13 protein-coding genes are annotated in these 22692 nt (G+C 38.1%); 4 read left to right on the plus strand and 9 right to left on the minus strand.

All coding sequences use genetic code 11. The features are described 5' to 3' along the window. Nucleotides 1-178 precede the first annotated feature (178 nt). From HZI73_RS18560 to HZI73_RS18570, 3 genes are all read right to left on the minus strand, one after another. A complete protein-coding gene (locus tag HZI73_RS18560) occupies nt 179-2821 on the minus strand; it encodes a hypothetical protein (protein WP_212694859.1) in 2643 nt (880 codons plus the stop codon). A gap of 216 nt (nt 2822-3037) precedes the next feature. Further along, entirely contained in the window at nt 3038-5515 is a 2478-nt protein-coding gene (locus HZI73_RS18565) for a beta-mannosidase (protein WP_212694860.1), read from the minus strand. 241 nt (nt 5516-5756) lie between these two features. Then, a complete protein-coding gene (locus HZI73_RS18570) occupies nt 5757-6707 on the minus strand; it encodes a glycoside hydrolase family 130 protein (protein ID WP_212694861.1) in 951 nt (316 codons plus the stop codon). 587 nt (nt 6708-7294) lie between these two features. Here HZI73_RS18570 and HZI73_RS18575 point away from each other — a divergent pair. Both HZI73_RS18575 and HZI73_RS18580 read left to right on the plus strand, forming a co-directional pair. After that, nucleotides 7295-8212, plus strand: a complete 918-nt coding sequence (locus HZI73_RS18575; RefSeq protein WP_212694862.1) for a helix-turn-helix transcriptional regulator — start codon at nt 7295-7297, stop codon at nt 8210-8212. 16 nt (nt 8213-8228) lie between these two features. After that, nucleotides 8229-9347: a leucine-rich repeat domain-containing protein gene (locus HZI73_RS18580; protein WP_212694863.1), complete on the plus strand. Its 1119-nt coding sequence runs from the start codon at nt 8229-8231 to the stop codon at nt 9345-9347. 147 nt (nt 9348-9494) lie between these two features. Here the strand turns inward: HZI73_RS18580 and HZI73_RS18585 are convergent, their stop codons facing one another. Both HZI73_RS18585 and cysK read right to left on the minus strand, forming a co-directional pair. Beyond that, a complete protein-coding gene (locus HZI73_RS18585; protein WP_212694864.1) occupies nt 9495-9926 on the minus strand; it encodes an RrF2 family transcriptional regulator in 432 nt (143 codons plus the stop codon). A 55-nt stretch (nt 9927-9981) separates the two neighbouring features. Then, nucleotides 9982-10899: a cysteine synthase A gene (gene cysK, locus HZI73_RS18590; RefSeq protein ID WP_212694865.1), complete on the minus strand. Its 918-nt coding sequence runs from the start codon at nt 10897-10899 to the stop codon at nt 9982-9984. Nucleotides 10900-11185: 286 nt separating this feature from the next. Here cysK and HZI73_RS18595 point away from each other — a divergent pair, with 286 nt between their 5' ends. Further along, nucleotides 11186-12028: a YihY/virulence factor BrkB family protein gene (locus HZI73_RS18595; protein ID WP_212694866.1), complete on the plus strand. Its 843-nt coding sequence runs from the start codon at nt 11186-11188 to the stop codon at nt 12026-12028. A 140-nt stretch (nt 12029-12168) separates the two neighbouring features. Here the strand turns inward: HZI73_RS18595 and HZI73_RS18600 are convergent, their stop codons facing one another. The 4 genes from HZI73_RS18600 to HZI73_RS18615 form a co-directional block, all read right to left on the minus strand. After that, entirely contained in the window at nt 12169-14649 is a 2481-nt protein-coding gene (locus tag HZI73_RS18600) for a SpoIID/LytB domain-containing protein (RefSeq protein WP_212694867.1), read from the minus strand. 261 nt (nt 14650-14910) lie between these two features. Further along, nucleotides 14911-16272, minus strand: a complete 1362-nt coding sequence (bioA, locus tag HZI73_RS18605; RefSeq protein WP_212694868.1) for an adenosylmethionine--8-amino-7-oxononanoate transaminase — start codon at nt 16270-16272, stop codon at nt 14911-14913. After that, entirely contained in the window at nt 16265-16969 is a 705-nt protein-coding gene (gene bioD / locus HZI73_RS18610) for a dethiobiotin synthase (RefSeq protein WP_212694869.1), read from the minus strand. The genes bioA and bioD overlap by 8 nt, the downstream gene beginning before the upstream one ends. A 15-nt stretch (nt 16970-16984) precedes the next feature. Further along, nucleotides 16985-17557, minus strand: coding sequence for a biotin transporter BioY (locus HZI73_RS18615; protein WP_212694870.1), 573 nt, complete (start codon nt 17555-17557; stop codon nt 16985-16987). A gap of 604 nt (nt 17558-18161) precedes the next feature. On the opposite strand from HZI73_RS18615, the gene gltB reads away from it, so the two are divergent. Continuing rightward, nucleotides 18162-22691 (plus strand): glutamate synthase large subunit, encoded by a 4530-nt coding sequence (gene gltB, locus HZI73_RS18620; RefSeq protein WP_330619587.1) that lies wholly within the window; start codon nt 18162-18164, stop codon nt 22689-22691. Nucleotide 22692 lies beyond the last annotated feature (1 nt).

Genomic DNA, 22692 nt, shown 5'->3' on the forward strand with positions numbered 1-22692 from the left:
TGGCCTATGAAAAATGATAGGTTACTCTGTTTCACCTGTATACTGTAAAATGGGATTAACTATCTCTTTTTGTGTAAAATGATGTATATAAAATTCATCACTTTATCACTTTTAGTGTGTTTTGACCTTCTTAATACGGACATATAAGCGTCTTTAGATGGGCTATATGCATAAGTTGTTATGGTTGTTTATAGAATGTCACATCATCCACGTTTATCCAATTACCCCCGTTAGCTTTGGAGTAAAAGGACACCTCACATTGTCCATCAGAAACATGAATATCTGTCAATACAATCTTAGTCCATGTACCCGTTGCAGTAATGTCCATTGTTCTTTCATTGCCACCATAATTTTTTGCAGACATCCAACACGTCCCTTGACCACCAGAAGATTTTACCCATGCCTCTAATGTATACAAGCCATTACCAAGTCCAGTAACTGTTTGGTAGGTAGAGACTTCATAAGCATTGGAGTTATAATGTGCTAAATGGTAATTCCCACTTCGAGCCGTACCATTATCCTCGGTGTAACTTGCATGAGCTGTTTGCCATTCTGTCCAACCTGTGGGTGTTTGTGTTGCATGGTCTGTCTCAAACCCTGGATTCGTTAACAGATTTTCTTCCTGAACGGTTATAGGGGTTGGGGTTGCCACACCATCTGTTATTTCGAATGTTGAGGCATGACTAAATTGTCGATGCACCCATATTAGAGCACTTCCTTCTGAATCAATAGCACTGATATAATCTGTACCATGAGTAAGCACCGCACCATTTAACGTTAATTTGACTGGATGTGTTCCCCAATTTCTAATCTTGATAACAGGGTTGGTAACCGTCACAGACTTACTGGTTGGGTCCAGAATAAAGCCGCATACCGCATCCAATTGCTTATCAAATACAAGTTGCTTACGTCGATAATCAATATGGGAAAACGTTGAATTGGCTTCATTCACGGCTATATGTCCAGGATACAGCCATGTACCTGTATGGTTTCTCATGGATGCATAATCATGATGACCAGTCACTCCAATTAATGACGTCCACTCACGATATTTTCGTCCATCTATAGGATCAATAAGATATTTCTCATCCCAGTGTGTATCACTGCCATCTGGATCATCGTTCCACATTTCAACACCAAATGTACTGGCATGAGAGGTTTGCGCATCCCAAGTGGTTTCCGATTTATGGTCATCGGTGTAGTAATATTCCTTGGACATGGGCCAATGGGACATTTGATAGGCCGGGTTATGCCATGAGATATCTGGAGAAGCTTTATAACCTGAGTAGACACCCACTGTACTATCTGGTGACGTTGAACCTGTTGGTTCAAATGTAGCGTCATTGGACCATACACTAAAGGCATCAACACCACTGTTAAAATGCTGAGCAATAATCATCTGTTTCCAATTTTCCATGGTCGATCGAGGGGAAGAAAATTTGGATTTATCACTGTTAATATCATCAAAATCGGAAAAGTTATAATGATAGGTATATGTGCCTTCACGGTTGGTGACAGATAATACATTGGATGGTATATTATCCATGGGCTTGGTTGTGGCATCAGCTATCACAATATACTCGGATAGTTCATGCCATTTATCCCAGCTGGCATCCAATTTGGGTTTAAACACAATACGTCGCGTTCCTGTTTCATCTGGATAAAAGGTATAATACTCTTCAACGATTGGCAGCTCATCACTACCATTATCGCCAAGGACCTTATAATCAGGATTAGTAAGGACATAGCGCCATTTCACGACTTTTCGTACATCATTATCTTCAATAATACTTACATTAGACCATCGCAAAAGCCTATCTGACATGGGCTCAAAGCAACCCTTTAATGTATCATCCCAAGATTCAACAAACTCATATGTAAATAACGTATGCTTGTCAATATGCCAAGCTGGTACATAATTCATTTCAGACCAGAACACATATTTTCTGGATGTATTAGGAAATGTAATAACCAACGCATCACCTGTACGGCCTGAGAAGTTATAATCACGTCGTAGGATATCAAATCCTGTGGCTGTATCATCCCTATCTTCTTTAGGCTTTTTCATGGCACGCAGATGATCAAAATAAGCCGTTACCGATGACGTGTCTGTCTTGACAAATGGGCAGACAAAATACTCTGTACCTGCTGGATTCCAATCTTTGGATGGGGCAATTTCCATCCATCCTGTTTTCTCTTCACCATAGATGGTTTTTGATACTAAGAAATAATAATGAAAAAATCCCGTATTATCATCCCTGTATATCCGAAGCTTTTTAGCCGTACCTGTAAAAGGCATGGAATATTGGTTATTTAGCTCAAGATCATATCGTGGACTATGGGTTGAGAGCTGACCGGTGTTATCCCTTACATTGTCTACCCCCTGCTGTCTATCCATCAATTGAACATGTACTTTTCCATTGGTTGAATCAATGGTAATGCCTGTAAAATTAAGGGTATCTGGCTGTCCATTGGTATCTTTTTTTACAAGAGCCAGTCCAACATGAGCATCTCTATCTATATTGATTTCTGCATAAAAATGTCCTGAAAGTGTTTCTTCAGCATTGTAAACCCCATAGGTTGTATGACTACCTGATGTTGTTATGCCAAGTTGTCCATGTGTAATAGCAAAACTACCACTTCCTGTCCCGTCCAATACAAGACCAGCATATGTGCCACTTGAATCAAAGGAATCATCCATGACAACGGTACCATTTTCAATTGCAGCTGCTGCACTTAAGCTGTCACATTTGAATATACCAGTAGTGATGATGAGCATGATGACGATTATACTGATTACATATTTAATCATTTTTTTCATACTGTATTCCTCCATAATATATGATTTTAAAAAACTTCTCCTAATAGCGTAGCTTTTTATACCGATGTTTTCTCCATCAAATAAAAGTCATCCTAACTGGTTTTTCATTCATGAAGAATCTAAGAGACACCTTCTATCTTGTGTCATGTGTTTCACCCCCACTTTGCAATTTCTGTCGCAAACTTATAGGTTTTTGGCACATTTCGATACGTCAGTTTAATAAGTCGATAGATCAAATATACTCCTAATGTGTAGCTGTTTTTTTAAGTCAGATAAGGACAGTGGTTCTGATAAGCGTGCTTTCTTTAGCTCAATGACTTTTTCTTCATTTGGTATCAGACTAATGTAATTATCATCAAAGGTTGCATCTACCTCTTCCAAGGTTAATGTCACATACTTTCCAAAGGCTTGGGACATTAGGCGAATAAGAAACACATCTTCTTTTTCAATAATATCTGTTGTTATTTTAGGGTCTTGGAATTCAAATGCCTTGGTTCTGACAAATAAGTGTGTTTCGCTACTTACCATCTTCCCTTTTTCACGCAATTCATATACGAAATAGGTGTTTCGACGTAATGCTTTTGTGCTTAATTCATTGGTGAAGTCCATAGCAGCCACAATCTGAGAAGATAGTGGTTCTGTACTTATCTCCATATTTCCTTTTTTGATGACGCCTGTATCTTGATGCATAAGCTTCCAAGATACCACGCCGCTAAAAGCTTCTAACCCATCATTCACCATACATAGATTAATCCTAGTACCATCATCTTCTGCTGAAAGCAATTCATTCCCATAAAACCGTTTAGCAAAATAGTGCAGCGCTTTCCACCTGCCATAATAATCAATACTGGACCATGAAGCTACTGGATAACAATCGTTTAGCTGCCAATATACTGTACCCATACATCGACCTCGGTTTCGCCTACAGTGTTCAATGGCACATCGAACCGCCTCTGCCTGAACAATCTGAGAACCATAAATAGCCGACTCAAAATCCTTTGGAAACTTTAAATACATGGAAAGATAGTACATAATGGTTACATTCCCATTCTCAGGATGATTGCATTTATTATGGTTTTCCATAACAGGCGAGAATATGTTCCTATCTTCTGGCTTGGTGTAGCTTTCAACGGTTTTTAGAGATGGAAATGCCTGAAGACCAAATTCACTGATAAATCGAAAGTGATGTTTTCGATAAGCTTCATAAGGTTCCTTTCCATGAAACACATTCCAAAAATGGGTATCGCCTTTATTGGGATCATTGGGTGCCATAAATCCTCCTCCAGAAGAGGGCGAACAAGGCCAATAATAGGTGTCAGGATCATGCTTGGCAAGGACATCTGGGATAACTTTTTCAAACTGGATTAGATAATCCATTCTTAATTTTTTATTATCTGGTACATTCCACTCTTCCCATGCCCATTCCATTTCATTATTACCGCACCACATACCGAGACAGGCATGATGCCTTATTCTTTTAATATTATCTTCGAACTCTTTCACGATATTTTCTGTAAATGCTTCGGTCATTTTGTATACAGCACAAGCAAACATAAAATCCTGCCAAACAATTAAACCGTATCGATCGCACAAATCAAAAAAAGAATCCTCGGGATATATGCCCCCGCCCCATACTCTAATACAGTTAAAATGAGAATCAACACAGTCTCTTATTAATTGTTCTGTCTTCGTGTCATCAACCCTTGCTAATAAACTGTCCTCTGGTATGTAGTCCGCACCTTTAATAAATATAGGGACACCATTCACAACAAATTCAAAGGATTCTCCCCACTGATCTGCCTCTCTTTTTACGGTGATGGTTCTAAGACCAATCCCTTTTGTTACACTGTCAATGACCTTATCGTTATGTTTTAAATGAATCTGGACCGTATAAAGGGGATGGTCTCCAAAGCCATTAGGCCACCATATCTCTGGGTTTTCAATGACCGTATGTGTAACAGCTACATTGTTGGCTGGTATTGTCTTTTTATCAATTTCCATACCATTTGGGTCTTTGATGACTACTTCAAGATGAATGTTCTTTCTTGTCTCATAGGACGTCACCTGGCTATTGATTTCTAATAAAACCGTATGGTTATTGTGCTGCTGTCGGATATGTACATCGTCAATTCTTCCCATATGGTAACCACATAGCGAAATACCTCGCCATATGCCTGCATCTGGAAGTTGTGGTCCCCAATCCCATCCAAACATATGGTGAGCTTTACGTAAATGAGGATACCCTGATAGGGTCGTATCCACACCCCAAAGGGGGTATTTCTTGTTTTGTTCTTCAATGTATGTTAAAGATGAAGAAAAATGGATACTTAGATTATTCTCGCCTTCTCTTAGAAATGGCTTCACGTCTACATCATATGTGCGATGCATATTGTTTGTTTTAGCGATTACCTTACCATTCAGCGAAATCGTTGCGATGGTATCAAGCCCTAAGCATGTCAAGCATACCTGATCAGCATGAAACATGTCTTCAGAAACCGTAAAATCCTTATGGTATACGTAATCATATTGGGAAAGTGCTGTTATGTCTTTATCATTCTCTCCATAGAAGGGGTCTTCCATCAAATCCTCCTGCAAGAGATCGTTGTAAACAGAACCGGGCACTTCTGCTTTTATCCATTGGTACCAGTCTACCCTTTTCATTTGCCATGGACCATTTAAATGCATTTTTATCATCGTGATCACCTCTTATCATCTTGTAAAAGCTTGTCAACTTGTATGTCCATCTATACGAGAACAAAGTGGCTACATCGCGTCTTGCGAAGCAAGTTGTTGCGTTAGGAAAGTTTCATTAGCACAAATGAGAATGATTCTATCTCATGTGTTAAATTGAGAACTTTCCTTGTATAAGATCAAAAATAGGTTCCATGAACGAGGATAATCATTCATAGAACCTACTCACCTTTACCATGCATGATTACCGAACAGTCTTATCTGGACCATCTTCCATAGCCAAGTCAATCAAGGCATTAATCTCACCTGTAGCAACACACATTACCGTATCTGCACCACCGTAATAAATCTTAATGGTTCCATCTGGTTCAGGGATTGCACCACAAGTGAAAACCACGTTACTTACATAGCCCACACGTTCGTGTATAGCCTCAGGAGCAAGTATAAACCTACGGGAACGACCGATTACCTTTCTTGGGTCTTCAAGGTCATGAACGGCAACGCCTAGTCGATATATCTGTCCTGACATGGTTGCTGTGGTTGCGTGATAAATATTCAACCACCCTCGAGGGGTCTTGATAGGAGGAGCGCCAGGACCAATTTTATAATCTTGCCATATATCACAGCTATCTGCTGTCATGATTAACTGTTGATTGCCCCAATGGATTAAGTCTGGAGAATAGCTTATAAAAATACCGGGTCGTCCCAAATATGTAAGATTAGGCCGCTCAAAACGCACATACATATCGTTGATTTTCTCTGGGAATAGTACACAATTCCTATAGTCCACTGCCGTTGTTAGAGCAACTCTTTGAATATCTAAAAAGTCTTTTGTCTTGGCAAGTCCAATCTGAAACCCTCGCGTGGAGTAACAACTATAAAATATATAATAGGTATCGTCGATCTTGGTTACACGCGGGTCTTCTACTCCTTTATTCTCAGCTTCTTTGAATATACCCTCTGTGGCACGGCTAAATACAGGTTCGGGATGGATTTCAAAATCAAAACCATTGTCACTAAGTGCTAATCCCCATACAGAACGACCATCAGACCTTCCACAACGTAAAAGTAGAACATATTGTTCATCCATTTTTGCAGCACCTGCGTTATAGACGGTTTCACAAGAAAAAGGCATGTCTTTTGGTTGAATAATTGGATTTTTTTCATACTTGGTCAATATTTGCATAGCTTCCATCACTTCTTGTCTCCTTCACTCAGAGTAACAGCAATTCTGCTATTGTTCTGTGATTATTTCAACATATTTTCATGTATAATTTTATCATTTGGAAGATGGTTAAGATATAATAAAAGCATTCAATAATACAACATATTTGTCATTTTCCTATACATAGATGCATCATCTTTCTGTAACATTGGTATGGTGCATTTAGGAATATTGGGGCTTATTCGAAGTGAGGGTTAAGACAGTCATTCCAATAGTAAAGGGGAATATTACGTCAGCAGATTAAACGTCCATGTTTAAACTGCTGAGCTCGCCGTCCGTGGCTCGCGGCTCCATATTCCCCTTTACTATTTCCATTCGGTGTTTTCTTCATGCCTTGTGTGCATTACATGAAGGTATTGAATAGAGGCTTATCCCAATTATTAATACGCTTCTAAAATTTGACATAATGGGATAGATATATGGTATAATTTAGTTGTATTATATGGCAGCTTGTGTTATTTGTAAGTGGATGGCAGGATATGTTAAGTTTTGCTTATAAGTCGTTAAGTCCACTAACGTTATGAGCATCAATAAAGGTCATGGAGGTTTGTCAAGAAATGAATGAGCCTTATTTGGAAACATATCAAATGGATGAAAGTATACGAGCAAAACACTATTTTATTGATTACCATAGTAGTGGCGATTACTTCTTTCCTATTCAGCCTCATTGGCATCCTTATATTGAAATATTGTATTTTATAGATGGTTCAGCAAAGTGTTATTTGGATGGTCATTTTTACCATCTGAAGGCTGGTGATATGGTATTTATCAATCATGGAGATATTCATGCTATTTTTAATGAGAGTCATCAGATGTTGGACTATTATGTGATAAAATTTAATCATAATGCCCTTTTTAATACCATGGGGTCCGTTATGGATACCAGAGATATACTCCTCTATAACCAGCATAAGTCAGCGTTTCAGAGGATTTTTACAAGAGATGAAATAGGGGACGGGGATATTCCAGACCTGATCAAGGAAACCTTTGAAGAAAATAAGCATATGCAATATGGTTTTGAGTCGGCCATTAAAATAAACATATCGAAGCTATTTCTATGGCATTTAAGACATTTTCATGTTACATGTAAACCTACGTATACACTAAGTGAGAAAGAATTATCCTTTCTTAAGGTCATTAATGACTTACTCACCCATCATTATCATGAGGAAATATCCACCCAGTGGATGGCAAAACAATGTAACATGAGCTATAGCTATTTTTCCAGGTATTTTAAAAAGTTGGTTGGAAAGACCTTTATTCGTTACATGAATGATTTCAGAATTTCTGAAGCTGAGAAGCTCTTACTTACTGAAAACCTCAACATTACTGAAATCGCTTTCCGAACAGGATTTGCAACTACCAGTTACTTCATTAAGCAGTTCAAGCGTGTTAAAAACACCACACCTCACCAATACAGAAATCATGTATTTGAAACGTTCTTAGGAGCAAAAAATAGTCATAGAAGTACATAATTAGGAGGGTAATACCATGAAAAAACTTGTCATTGTGTTGTTGTTACTTATGATTGGGGTAAATGCAGGGTTCGTGCAAGCAGAAGATGCAAGTCAGCGGATGACTTACACGGATATGAAGGGATATATTAATGGCGCTCAAATACCTGTCTATCAGTATCATGATAAGCCTATGTTGACATTGTATCAATTGAATTATTATGGGTTTGACATAACGTGGGAAGGGCCAACTGGCTCTTTTATGGTTCAATATAACCCGGATAAGCCTGTTAAAACTATTCCTAGCTTATCCCATACACCACATAAAAAAGGTAAACAATATGGTCATGTGGCAGCTTGCGATATATCTGCATCCATTAACGGCCACGAAGTTCCTCTTATCGTCGTTAAGGGTAATCACATGCTGCCTCTAGATGCTCTTAAACCCTATGGTCCTGTTGTCACCTATACAGAAGAGCATGCATCTTATTTCATTTCTTATGATGCCAAAGATGTGATGATTCGTCATGATCAGTTTCGGAATCAGCTTCTTTCAGAACTTAAAAAAACAGAAGGGCCTCTTTCCATGAAGGAACTGGATACCATTGAAGCACTAACGTTCAGTAACTTTGATGGCATGGGGTTCCAACATATGTCAGAGGATATAGGTTTGCTGAGGAATCTAAAATCCGTAACGTTTAATGGTATTAAACAACATACCATTAATCCAGGGAGTTTTTCTATATTAACAGCATGTCCCAGTATTGAATCTGTCTCACTAGACAATTGTATAGTGGATGACTATAGGCATTTCAAAGCTTTACCTAACTTAAAGGATTTAGCCATTAATTTGTATATGGAGCAGGATGAACCACAACTCTTTTCCATTATTTCGGATATACCTACTTTAGAAAATCTGCGTGTAACGGGTGCCCGTAATCAAACGTTGGATATGTCTTTATTCAATAAACTGCCTCTATTAAAAACCTTAACCATTCATTTTATAAATGACTGTGAACTGACCCAGATTGGTGAAACCCATTATCCTGAACTGAAGTCACTCAACCTGTATGGCTGTTCTACTTCGTCTAAAGAGCCATTTCATGCACCTAAGATTGAAACCCTTAATCTAGATTTTAATGGTGAGAGTGAATAAGCAATAGCAAAACATAACATGCCACAATAAACATACTAAAAGGTAATCACTTAGGGAAATATCGACTAAGGATTACCTTATTTTATAGGCTTTCATCAATGATTCATTTATGAAATAAGCCACTTATGTTATGGTAGTCATGTGACATTAGATATAAAACATGCCTTGACTTAAACTGATATAGTCGTTTATCAGGTTTTCAATGGTAATGGCTTCAACCACCTCTCCTATAGCGTCACTCATTTTATGCCAAACCTTGTTTATAATGGTATACTCTAAGTCTTCAACTTGATACTGTTCTTGCCCATCAATAACACTTAAAGTTCCCTCAAGTAGTTGAATCACACTGCCTACGGTGATATCCGATGGCTTTTTAGCTAAGAAATAACCACCTTTTGTACCCTTCGTACTGTTAACGATACCGCCTTTTTTAAGTTCAGCAAATATCTGTTCAAGATAGCGTTTTGAAATATCTTCTTTTTCAGATATCTCTTTAATGGACACATTTTCTTTTCCGTAATGTATGCCTAAGTAGATGACCGATCGTAAGCCATATCGACTCTTACTGGATATGTTCATGTTTCACCTCTTTTTTCTATCGTTGTCGTGGATGTTGCCGTTTATCTATTCTATATTAGAATATTTGCATAGAAAGATATCTTTCACCATTATCAGGTAAGATGACAACAATACGTTTTCCTTTGTTTTCTTTACGCCTTGCCACAGCAAGAGCGGCAAATACTGCTGCCGAAGAGGATATACCAACAAGTATGCCATCTTCTTTGGCTAATCGTTTCATTGTAGCGAATGCATCTTGGTCTTTCACCTTAACCACTTCATCGATAACTCCTTTATTCAATACATTGGGAATAAATCCTGCTCCGATACCTTGTATTTTATGTGGTCCTGGGTTACCACCAGATAATACAGGTGAATTTTCCGGTTCAACAGCCACAATTTTAACACCTTCAATCTCTTCCTTCAAGATTTCTCCTATACCTGTTATACTGCCTCCTGTACCAACACCTGCAACGAGTATATCCACCTTACCATCTGTATCGTGTAGTATTTCCCTTGCTGTTGTTTGACGATGCACCTCTGGATTAGCACCATTATTAAATTGTTGAGGTACAAAGTGATTGGGGTAGATCTCTTTTAGTTCTTCAACCCTTTGAATGGTACCTTTCATCCCTTGGGTACCTGGTGTTAGTACCAATTCAGCACCATAAGCTTTTAATAAGTTTTGTCTTTCTTTACTCATGGTATCCGGCATGGTTAATATAACACGATAACCTTTTATGGCTGCTGTCATGGCAATACCGATGCCTGTGTTACCACTTGTTGGTTCTAAAATAACCGTGTCTTTATCAATCAGCCCTTGTTTTTCACCATCTTCAATCATGGCTAATGCGATTCGATCTTTTACACTGCCACCTGGGTTAAAAAATTCCACTTTACCCAATATTTCTGCTTCTGTATCGTTAATATTATTTATCCTAACTAAAGGTGTCTTTCCAACTAACGCTAATAAATCATGATATATTCTACTCATATTGAAATCTCCTTTCACTTTAATAACCGAATTATCCTATCGGTTATTGTGTATATATTAATTTTACCATAGGGTTTGCCTATCGTCAATTGTTTTATAACATTATTTCTAAATTTTTCAATTTAGCCGTCATTTGTATATCTCTTATTTTTAAGAATACTCGGTAAGCCATCCTATACAACTTACTTTTTGAGAATCCTATCAATAAATAACTTGCTATACATGTATATATTGCTTATAATTAAATTAATATGGAAATATTTGTATAGAATTAGGAGGTTCTTTTGTGATTAGTAAAAAAACCATGCTTAGAGTCATTATTCAGCTTGTTAGACGTGTGCAGTCAGATGATATAACTGCCTGGGCGTCTAAGCTGACATTTTATATATTATTATCAATCTTTCCATTTTTACTATTCTTAATGCAGATATTAAGCTACACCTCCCTTACCAATGTGGACATTTTTTATCAGTTCCAAGACTTGTTCCCAGAAGAAGTGTTTGGTATCATTGATTTTATTACTGTGGACTTGCAAAGGAGTCAGAGCGATACGGTCTTATCCATAGCGATTATCGCAACCATATGGGCAGCCTCCAAGGGTATTATGGCAGTGATTACAAGCCTTAATAAAGCCTATCGAGAAAAAGAAACCCGTTCTTATTTTTATATACGCTTTATGGCTTTTGTTTATACCATCGCTTTTGCTCTTGTATTAATTCTAACGTTTATACTGATTATCTTTTGGAATAAACTGTTAAGCTTTGCTTTTTCATACATCTATTTACCAACTGCCTTAGAAGGTATTATTGGCTTTATTCGGATTTTATTTGCTATTGTGCTACTGTTTTTCTTCTTTATTTTGCTATACAATGCTTCACCCAATAAGAAAATCTCCTTCAAAGAAGTTGTACCAGGGGCTATTCTATCTACACTGGGCTGGTTACTCATGTCCTTTATCTTTTCTATCTATATCAATCGGCTTGGTAACTTCTCGTATATGTATGGCAGTCTGGCAAGTATCATCATATTAATGATTTGGCTCTATCTGTGCAGTATTATCCTGCTCATAGGAGGGCAACTCAACGCAATAGCTGCAGAATATACAAAAAAGGAAATAGAAACCACTTAAATATACGTTTACATGAAAAAGCTATCTCACATAAAACCAAACAATTTCATTTATTAGAATGAACCATCATAAAAAACCATGGTATCAAACTTCTTATAGGATAGAATCGTTTGATACCATGGTTATATGTTATTCTCTGCTTAATAGATTTCTTTCACCACTGTTCCTTCATAATAATGTTCTAATACTTGCTTATAATCATTTCCTAAATCAACCATACCTTTTACACCGTTTTGACTCATACCAACACCATGACCATTTCCACCGCCTGTAAATAAAATCTTAACCAAATGCCCTTCTTTGTCATAGACCTTATCCATGGTGTAAAATGCACTGGGCATGAGATTTTTTACGGTAGTTTCTTTACCTGTATGCAGTTTAACAGGCACACTGTCAATACCTTGTCGATGGCTGACTGGTGTCACTAATAAGCGCACATTATATTCCGTGGATACTTTGATAATACCTGCTGTTCCTTCAATGATCATTTCCGTAATGTTACCGCCTTGACCACGTTTATAGATACCAATGTCTTTTAATGTACCAATACTCTCAATGGGCCGACTTCTAAATATTTCATTATTATCTAGGGTCTTAATTAACTTAGGTTGTACTTTATAACGTTTACCAATATTTGCATTGATACTGGCTTCTATATGCTCCCTTGTCAATTCCACGGACCAGCGATAATAACCAAAGGCTTTGTCAAAACTATTCAATGAATCGTCTTTAATGAACTTCCGGAATGTTTCTTCATCGGCTAGATTCGTATAGGTGGTACCTTGGGTATACTGAGGTTTGCTTCTTAAATACTGAGGCGAACTTGCTGGAAACTCCTTGGTGCTGTAATGTGCCCAAACATCGCCCGAATTTGCTGTAAACCCACAAGAGGTCGAGAAGAAATTAGCAGATATCACATTGCCATTATACGTGAGTCCTTCCTTATGGGTAGCCTTAACTGCTTGAATGGATGTTTCATTCTCAGGAATGTTATTATACACCTGTGAACTGACACTATCAATCACATGGGCCCCATAACTGCAAAAACGATTGCTGTAGAACTGAGAATAAGCATAACTTCTTGCACATACTGCCTGTGTTTTAGATGCTTCTAAGCCATAGGATGAAGGCATTTCACTTGGTACAACAGCATAGAGATATTCCTCTACTGGCAATTCGTTAACGATAAGATAACCTTCATCTGTTTTGCTAATCTCCATTCGTCCTCGATAAGAGGGCATGAACATGTCTCCATAACCCCGTTTTATACTATTAATGGTAAGCTTACCTTGATTCTTGGTTTCAATGGAAATACGGTCTTGGTTATCAAAATAAGTGCCATCGATGTTTATTTCTTCTCCGGCTTTACATTCTTTTTGCTGGGTACCATAAGTCACCACATAATCCGTTGTACCTGTTAACCGTACTTCTTGGTGATATTTGCTTTTGAATCCTAAGGTACTAATCAGAACACGAATGTTTGCCATCTTTACTTTTTTCCTAATAATAGCTGAACATACTCTGCCTTTTTCATCAATTACAAAATCAGCGGATTCGTATCCAACAATAATATTGTTTCTGCTTTTCCACTGAACGCCGTCCATATCTGAATAAAATTTAGCATCTTTTGTGATCTCATATGTTCCTTCATTTTCGAATGTTACGTGTGTACCACTAATTAATAGAACTTTATCCGATAGTCTGTTTTCTTTCAGCAAGATACCTGTAATATGTCCTTTATCAATGATTAAGTCACCAATGACCTGCTCCACATCTTTGTAATCATCATGATTAATGGTTAGTTCACGTCCAATACCACCCATAAACACCATTGCCTTGTTATCCTTTATACGTTCAATATAAGCATTGGTTAACTTAGGCATCTGAAGGGTAACACCTTTCACGGCAATGATTTCATTACCTCTCAGCATCACTTCTATTTCCTTATCCATAAAACTATCAAGGGCAAGACCTTCAAAAGAATATTTACCGTAATTGGTAGCCATATGCCAAGCACTTAAATCAGCACTATTTGCAGGGGTGGCAAATACCATTAACCGCCTGGAAGCTACACCACCGTCATCATTATTTGCAGCACATAGGGCTTCATAAAAAGTCAAAAAATCCTTATAGTCAACAGGGGATTTTTTATCCTCATAGGTAATACCCAATGTTTCCAATGATAAATTAAACCGCTTACTTAGGGTATCCATCTCTTCATTATTAAGGGGTCTAAGGGGGTGAAACTGCTTGTTGCTGCCTAACATCCACTGGTTAACAACAACCATGTTAATGTATTTATCAAACCAGTGGTCTGGATTTGTATCTTCAAAATCAATTTCACGGTCACTGGTTTGGATGATACTTTTATCAAAATTTGCTAATGCAATCATTTTAGCAGCTAGTGCTCGTGTAATGACCATATCTGCTTGAGCCACATAGGGTTGACTTATCACCTGATCATCTTTTTCAGCATTGTTATTTGGTACATTTTCACCACCATTCGGCTTATGATTCACCTGATCTGCCGGTTTGTCCTCTTTGGCTTGTTGCGAACTGGCACACCCTGTTAGTAAGGTGCTCATTAATAGAAATACCATCAGCATCATATATTTCTTCATCCATTACCCTCCATTATTGTTCATTATTTATACCCATCATTATTGTAGCATATTTTACCTTTTTTAACTATTCATGGACAGTTAATTTTTGATTTTTTCTCTAGGCACACTGGTTAACATGCCTCATTATGATCATCTGGTACAACCTTAACTCCTTATATACATGTATATACAATTTTACTCTGACTTATGCTTACTGGATGATGAATCCGTGTCTATTGACATATGGATCCTGGACCTTTATGAGGGTATCTCGATCTGTCATGGCTTGTTTCTTCTAAAATATAATTCAATACTCTCTTTTGCAACTTGTATCATATAATCTATTTCAAACTTAGCGATGACATACGGCGGCATAAAATAAATAATATTACCGAGAGGTCGTAGTAGCACACCCTTACTCACGGCAATCCTATAGATTTCATAGCCTACCCGCTGTTTCCAATCAAAAGGCTCCTTGGTGTTACGATCTTTTACTAATTCAATTGCGCCAACCATCCCCATAAAACGTATATCCCCTACTTGAGGAATATGTTGCAGCATTTTAATGGCTTTTTCTTTCATATAAGCTGCTGTTTCACGATTTTTCTCAATAACCTGCTCTTCTTCAAATATTTTCAATGTCTCTACAGCTATAGCACAGCCTAATGGATTACCACTATAACTATGGGAATGCAAAAAAGCTTTCAAGGTTGTATAGTCGTCATAAAAGCCTTCATAAATCTTATTGGTCATCAAAACCAATGATAATGGCATATAACCTGCTGTTAAGCCTTTACTTACACACATGAAATCAGGTGTAATACCTGCATGATCACATGCAAACATCTCACCTGTCCGTCCAAAACCTACTGCAATCTCATCAGCAATCATATGAATATCATATTGATGGCATAACCCACGTAGCTTTTTGAGATATATAGGGGAATACATTTTCATGCCTGCTGCACATTGGATAAGGGGCTCTATGATAATAGCCGTTATCTCTTCATGGTGGGAAGCCATGATCTCCTCCACATGTGCAATACATTCACCTTTGCAGGTCTCTCTTTGAAGTCCCCATTGACAACGGTAGCAATCAGGTCCTTGTACACGTTCAACATCCATAAGGATTGGCTTATAGACTGCATTATAGAGTTCACAACCACTCACAGCTAAAGCAGCTAATGTTTCGCCATGATAGGCATCTGTTAAAGCCATAAACTTCTTCTTTTGTGTGCGGCCTGCTTGTTGGTGATATTGAAAGCTCAATTTGAGGGCAATTTCTACAGCAGAAGAACCGTTATCCCCAAAAAATATCTTCTCCAACCCCTGTGGCGCTACCTTTAAAATACGTTCTGATAACGCTATTGCTGGTTCATGGGTAAAATTAACAAAGATGGTGTGTTCCAGTGTATTCGCTTGTTGAGCTAATACATCCCCAATCCTCTTATGGCAGTGACCAAATAGATTGACCCACCAAGATGATACCGCATCAATATACCGATTACCATCAATGTCTTCTAAGTAGACGCCCTTACCTTTTTTAATGATAATGGGATCAAATGTCTCATAATCCTTCATTTGAGAACATGGATGCCATATATTATCAAGATCCATTTGAATGAGTGCTTCCTTATTCATGACAATCCTCCCCGGTTAATATGGCTAATATATCTTTATTATCTAGCCAATGTGTATAATGCTTTCTTAGATGATTCGGTTCTTCCAATGGACTTGAACCCATTGTAAATACTTCTGCTGGTATCTCTTCATTGATAATCCGTTTATTATCCACATGGGCTGGCTTGTTTTCATCATAACGATTCAGCACAATCAAAGGTACTTTCAACCCCTTACTCTTTGCAAATGCATAAGCCTGTAATGTATGATTCAGTGTACCAACGCCAGCATCTGCCACCATCACAACATCCAAAAAAAGTCGTTTAATCAAATCATATAGCCATATTTTTCCTCTTATCAAAGGCACCGCTAGACCACCAGCCCCTTCAACCATGACTACATCATAGTGTTCTTGTAGATAATCATATGTTTTTATAATATGATGGATATCCATTTCCACCTGTTCCATTTCTGCGGCAAGATGTGGTGAAACAGGTTCCCGAAAACAATATGTATTATAACAATCTATAGAGGCATCCTTATGACTAATGGATTTGACAAATTCTACATCAGGTGCTACCAATTGCTTGTTCTGCTCTTCCCCACCGGATTGAATGGGCTTATAATATGCAACCTTCTTACCTTGCTTTGCCAATGTATAGGCTAAGCCTGCTGTTACATATGTTTTTCCTATATCCGTTCCTGTAGCTGAAATCATAAAGCCCTTCCCCACCTAGCTCACCTTACTTTCAATTTTTCTTTCCCTATATAAAATGGGAAGTATATGATTCGATGTTAAAACAACCATTAAACTAAGACACATATCAGGAATAATATAGGGTAGGAATCCCCATTGTATGGCCACAAACCAGCTAATATCTCCTTGGGACACATGATTATACATAAAGTATAAGTAAGGTATCCCACATAAGTAAACAATGCCCAAACCTGTTAATACCACCATATATTTTTTTAATGGACTGACTTGTTTATTTCTACCCATCAACACACCTATTACAAATGCAGCTAAAACAAAACCTATGAGAAAACCAAATGTAGGTTGAAAAACATAACTTATACCACCGCCATTGGCAAAAATAGGTATACCCACTAGCCCAATACCTACATATAATAGTTGCGCGTATAATCCTTTTCTGGCACCTAACAACATCCCTGCGTATGCACAGAATAAAAACTGTAACGTAAATGGTACGGGATAAAAGGGAATCTTAATAAATGCTCCAACAGCGGTTAACGCTGCAAATAATGAGATATGTAATCTATCCAGTATGGTTAATCTTTTCATAATATGCCTCCTTATTAATATATTGTTAACCCATATAGCTCATCGGTTTACATTATAATCATCCCCCCAATGATTGTCAACCTATTATATTTTAAGGTTTACAATTTTCAATGCCACCTATATACCATCTTATCCTTGACGGAATAAATGACAAAGCCCTTATTTTATGGCTTCTGTGGTGAATGCTTACTTAAAATGAAAGATGATAGAATATTCCAGTCATTTCTAAGTTTATTACAGCACAGCGTTAAAAGTCTAACTTTTTAGTTAATTTGTGAATTTATGACGCCTATAGCCAACTATTCTTCATATCTACAGTAAATTCGCTGATTAAATACCATTGAAACCCTCTAACCATGCCTGAAAAAGTGGTAGTGAGATATTTTTTGTACAATATCACCAAAGATTTTCTTTGAAGTCTTTTATTTTTTCTCCTTCATTGTATTGAATTGTCTAATAATTTATGGTATACTAACTCTTAATAAACTAATAGAAGGCTATACTTTATTTTAATAAGCAAGAGGCTCTTAGGATTAAATGAATGAAGCAACCCTCTTGTACCTATAGATTTGCACATTAAGTTTTAGCTAAAAAGGAGGCAGTGATGATGCATAATACTTATGGCTTACCCAAGAAGCAAGGTCTATATGATCCACAATTTGAAAAAGACAACTGCGGGGTTGGTTTTATCGCTCATATGAAAGGTAATAAATCCCACGCCATTATAGAACAAGGTTTAGAAGTACTTGTTAACTTAACACATCGTGGGGCCGTAGGATCAGACCCAGATTCTGGTGACGGTGCGGGTATTTTAATTCAAATCCCCCATGCATTTTTGAAGAAAGAAATGGCTAAATTGAATTTTTCACTTCCAGAACCGGAGGAATACGGTGTTGGTATGATATTCTTACCACAAGAGCCCAATGCAAGGTATTTTTGTGAAGGGGTTTTTGAAAAACATCTTGCAGATGAAGGACTTACGCTCATTGGATGGCGAAATGTCCCCATTAATGACCGAGCTTGTGGATTAACAGCTCGTGGTACACGCCCCATGGTTCATCAAGTCTTTATTGAACGTGGTAACTTATCACCAGAAGCTTTTGAAACCAAACTGTATCTTGTAAGAAAGCTGGTTGAAAAAGCGATACGTGAAGCAGGTCATGACTACACGGAAGCATTTTACATATGTAGTCTTTCAAGTAAAACCATTGTTTACAAAGGACAGTTACTGGCTAGACAAATTCCAGAGTTTTATCCAGACCTTACCGACAGCAGTATGGTAAGTGCTATAGCTCTTGTTCACCAACGCTACAGTACGAATACTTTCCCATCTTGGGATAGGTCTCAACCCTTTCGCTTCTTAGCACACAACGGTGAGATCAATACCCTTCGTGGTAATGTCAACTGGATGAATGCAAGAGAAGGTATTCTGAAATCAGACCTATTAGGTGATGATATCAAGAAACTCTTCCCTATTATTACACCTGGTGGTTCAGACTCCATGAACCTTGACAATGCATTAGAATTATTAGTAGCCAGTGGAAAATCACTTTCCCACGCTATCTCCATGTTAGTACCAGAGGCATGGCAAGAACACACCACGATGGATGAAGATAAAAAAGCTTTCTACGAGTACCATGCACGCCTCATGGAACCATGGGATGGTCCAGCTGGTATTGCGTTTACAGATGGTGTTCAAATCGGTGCAACCCTTGACCGTAATGGACTTCGTCCTGCTCGTTACCTGGTAACAGAAGATGATATCGTTGTTATGGCATCTGAAACAGGTGTTCTACCATTTGAATCGCAATCAATCCTCAAAAAAGGACGACTTGAACCAGGTAAAATGTTCCTAATTGATACAAAAGAAGGACGTATTATCTCAGATGAAGAGATTAAATCTGGTTTATCTTCCAAGCATCCTTATAAAGAATGGATTGGTAAAAATAGATTAACCATTGATGATTTACCTCATCCACATGATCCAGCTGTCATAAGTGATGATCGCCTATTACGTATACAGAAAGTATTTGGTTATACGGAAGAAGAGTTAAAACGCATTCTTGCACCTATGGTTGATTTAGGAAAAGAAGCTATCAGCTCTATGGGTAATGATGCTCCCCTTGCCGTATTATCCGATGAACCACAATTATTGACCAATTACTTTAAGCAACTGTTTGCTCAAGTGACGAACCCACCCATTGATCCCATTCGCGAAAAGTTGGTCATGTCCTTAAAACAATTTATTGGGTATAAAGGTAATATTCTTCGTGATTTAAAACCGAAAAAGAATATTAATTTCATCGAGCTTGATCAACCTATTTTAGATAATGCCAGCTTCGAAAAGATTCGTCATATTCACCACAAAGACATTCGATCCGTTAAGATACCTATTACTTTTTCAGCTTCCAAAGGCGGCACAGGTTTAGAAGAAGCTCTTGATTCACTAAATGAAAGAGTTATACGTAATATAGAAGAAGGCTATAATGTTATCATCTTAAGTGACCGTTATATTGATAAATACAATGCACCCATTCCTAGTTTATTAGCAACAGCCAGTGTGCATCATCACTTAATTAGCCAAAAACTTCGTACAAAGGTAGATATCATCGTTGAAGCTGGTGATGCTCGTGATGTGATGCATATGGCACTACTTATTGGTTATGGTGCTACGGCGATTAACCCTTATGTGGCATTTGATACCATTTTGCATCTAACGACACATAAACTCTATGTAACAGAAGAACTATCCGAGAAAGAAGCTTACAAACGTTATATAAAAGCCCTTGGCAGCGGTTTATTGAAAATTTTATCCAAAATGGGCATTGGTACGCTTCAAAGCTACCATGGTGCACAGATTTTTGAAGCTGTAGGTATTCATGGTGATGTGATTGACCGTTACTTCCCAGGAACACCATCAAGAATTGAAGGTATAGGCCTTGATATCATTGCTGAAGAAGTAATTGTACGACATAGTAACGCATTCAATACCTATAGAAACCCTTATCGAAACTTACTTGAAGGAGGTAATTTACACTGGAGAACAGAATCTGAAGCTCACTTATTCAACCCAGATACCATTAGTAAATTACAACAATCCTGCCGTACTGGTAATTATAATTTATTTAAAGAATATGCCCAGCTTGTTAACGATCAGAGTAAGAAACTATGTACCATCCGTGGTCTGTTGGATTTTAAAACCATGGGTGCTATCCCGCTTGAAGAAGTTGAATCCGTAGAAAGTATTGTTAAGCGTTTTGCTACAGGTGCTATGTCCTTCGGTTCTCTTAGTAAGGAAGTGCATGAGACCTTAGCTATTGCCATGAACCAAATAGGTGGAAAATCCAACTCTGGTGAAGGCGGTGAAGACCCTCTTCGTTTTGTTAGAGGTACAGATGGCACATCTAGAAACAGTGCCATTAAACAGGTCGCATCTGGACGTTTTGGTGTCACTACCGAATATCTTGTTAACGCAGAAGAGCTGCAAATTAAAATGGCACAAGGTGCTAAGCCCGGCGAAGGTGGACACTTGCCTGGTCATAAAGTAACAGAAGCCATTGCGAAAGTAAGACACTCAACACCTGGTATTGACTTAATATCACCTCCACCACATCATGATATCTATTCTATTGAGGATTTGGCTCAATTAATCTATGATCTTAAGAATGTGAATGAACAAGCAAGAATTAATGTAAAGCTTGTTTCAGAAGTAGGTGTTGGTACCGTTGCCGCTGGTGTAGCTAAAGCACATGCTGATGTTGTCCTTGTATCCGGTCATGATGGCGGTACAGGTGCATCGCCAGCTAGTTCCATTAAGTATGCGGGTCTTCCATGGGAACTTGGTCTTGCTGAAACGCAGCAGACCTTATTGATGAATGACCTTCGAAGCCGTATCGTGGTTCAGACAGATGGTCAATTAAAAACAGGTCGTGACGTGGCTGTGGCCGCTCTACTTGGCGCAGAGGAATTTGGATTTGCAACAGCCGCACTTGTGGTTAGTGGATGTATCATGATGAGAAAATGTCAAAAGAACACATGTCCAGTAGGGGTTGCTACCCAGGACCCTGAGCTTCGCAAACATTTTACAGGCAAGCCTGAGCATCTCATTAACTTCTTCACGTTCTTAGCAACGGAGCTTAGAGAGTACATGGCAGAGATGGGCTTTAAAACCGTTAGTGATATGGTGGGACGTGTTGACATGTTAGAACCTAATGCACTTAGGATGCATCCAAAAGCACAACAAATTGATTTTAATGCGATTCTCTATCGTCCTGAACTACCATCACGAATTGGTCCACGCTGTGTCAAAGACCAAGAACATGGTCTTGAAACTATTTTCGACCGTACGTTAATTAAGGATGCTAAAGAAGCCATTGCAACAGGTGCAAAAGTATATCAAGAGTACCCTATACGTAATATTCATCGTACAGTAGGCACCATGCTTGCAGGTGAAGTAGCTAAAAAATATGGTGGAAAAGGACTTGAAGAAGATACCATTCACTATAAATTCAATGGTTCTGCTGGTCAGAGCTTTGGATGTTTTGCCACATCTGGCATGACCCTTGAACTAGAAGGTGACGCCAATGATTATCTTGGAAAAGGTTTATCTGGTGGTAAATTGATTGTTTATCCTAACAAGGCTGCTACATTTGAGGCAGATAAAAACATCATTGTTGGTAACACCTTGTTGTACGGCGCTACAGAAGGCCAAGTCTATATTAATGGTATTGCCGGTGAGCGTTTTGCCGTACGTAACTCTGGTGCAACTGCTGTTGTTGAAGGTGTTGGTGACCATGGCTGTGAATACATGACAGGTGGTTTAGCCCTTATCCTTGGACCAACAGGACGTAACTTTGCAGCAGGTATGAGTGGTGGTATTGCTTATGTTCTTGATGAAGCTGGAGATTTCGAAGAAAATCGATGTAACTATCAATTAGTTGTTACGGAATCTCTACAAGATGATGATTACGAAATGGTGCAGAAACTGATGGAAAGACACGTAGCTCATACAAACAGCAAAAAAGCAAAAGCTATTCTTGAGCGCTTTGAAGATTACAAGGAGAAATTTGTAAAAGTTATTTCTCCTGCCTATAAAGAAGTATTGCTTAAAAAGAAAGCTAAGGAGGTGTGCTAGT

The sequence above is a fragment of the Vallitalea pronyensis genome, assembly GCF_018141445.1.
Taxonomy (GTDB): domain Bacteria; phylum Bacillota; class Clostridia; order Lachnospirales; family Vallitaleaceae; genus Vallitalea; species Vallitalea pronyensis.

Coding starts and splice junctions, on each gene's coding strand:
- HZI73_RS18560 (WP_212694859.1), bottom strand. CDS start 2,821: ATGAAAAAAATGATTAAATATGTAATCAGTATAATCGTCATCATGCTC.
- HZI73_RS18565 (WP_212694860.1), bottom strand. CDS start 5,515: ATGATAAAAATGCATTTAAATGGTCCATGGCAAATGAAAAGGGTAGAC.
- HZI73_RS18570 (WP_212694861.1), bottom strand. CDS start 6,707: ATGGAAGCTATGCAAATATTGACCAAGTATGAAAAAAATCCAATTATT.
- HZI73_RS18575 (WP_212694862.1), top strand. CDS start 7,295: ATGAATGAGCCTTATTTGGAAACATATCAAATGGATGAAAGTATACGA.
- HZI73_RS18580 (WP_212694863.1), top strand. CDS start 8,229: ATGAAAAAACTTGTCATTGTGTTGTTGTTACTTATGATTGGGGTAAAT.
- HZI73_RS18585 (WP_212694864.1), bottom strand. CDS start 9,926: ATGAACATATCCAGTAAGAGTCGATATGGCTTACGATCGGTCATCTAC.
- cysK (WP_212694865.1), bottom strand. CDS start 10,899: ATGAGTAGAATATATCATGATTTATTAGCGTTAGTTGGAAAGACACCT.
- HZI73_RS18600 (WP_212694867.1), bottom strand. CDS start 14,649: ATGAAGAAATATATGATGCTGATGGTATTTCTATTAATGAGCACCTTA.
- bioA (WP_212694868.1), bottom strand. CDS start 16,272: ATGAATAAGGAAGCACTCATTCAAATGGATCTTGATAATATATGGCAT.
- bioD (WP_212694869.1), bottom strand. CDS start 16,969: ATGATTTCAGCTACAGGAACGGATATAGGAAAAACATATGTAACAGCA.
- HZI73_RS18615 (WP_212694870.1), bottom strand. CDS start 17,557: ATGAAAAGATTAACCATACTGGATAGATTACATATCTCATTATTTGCA.
- gltB (WP_330619587.1), top strand. CDS start 18,162: ATGATGCATAATACTTATGGCTTACCCAAGAAGCAAGGTCTATATGAT.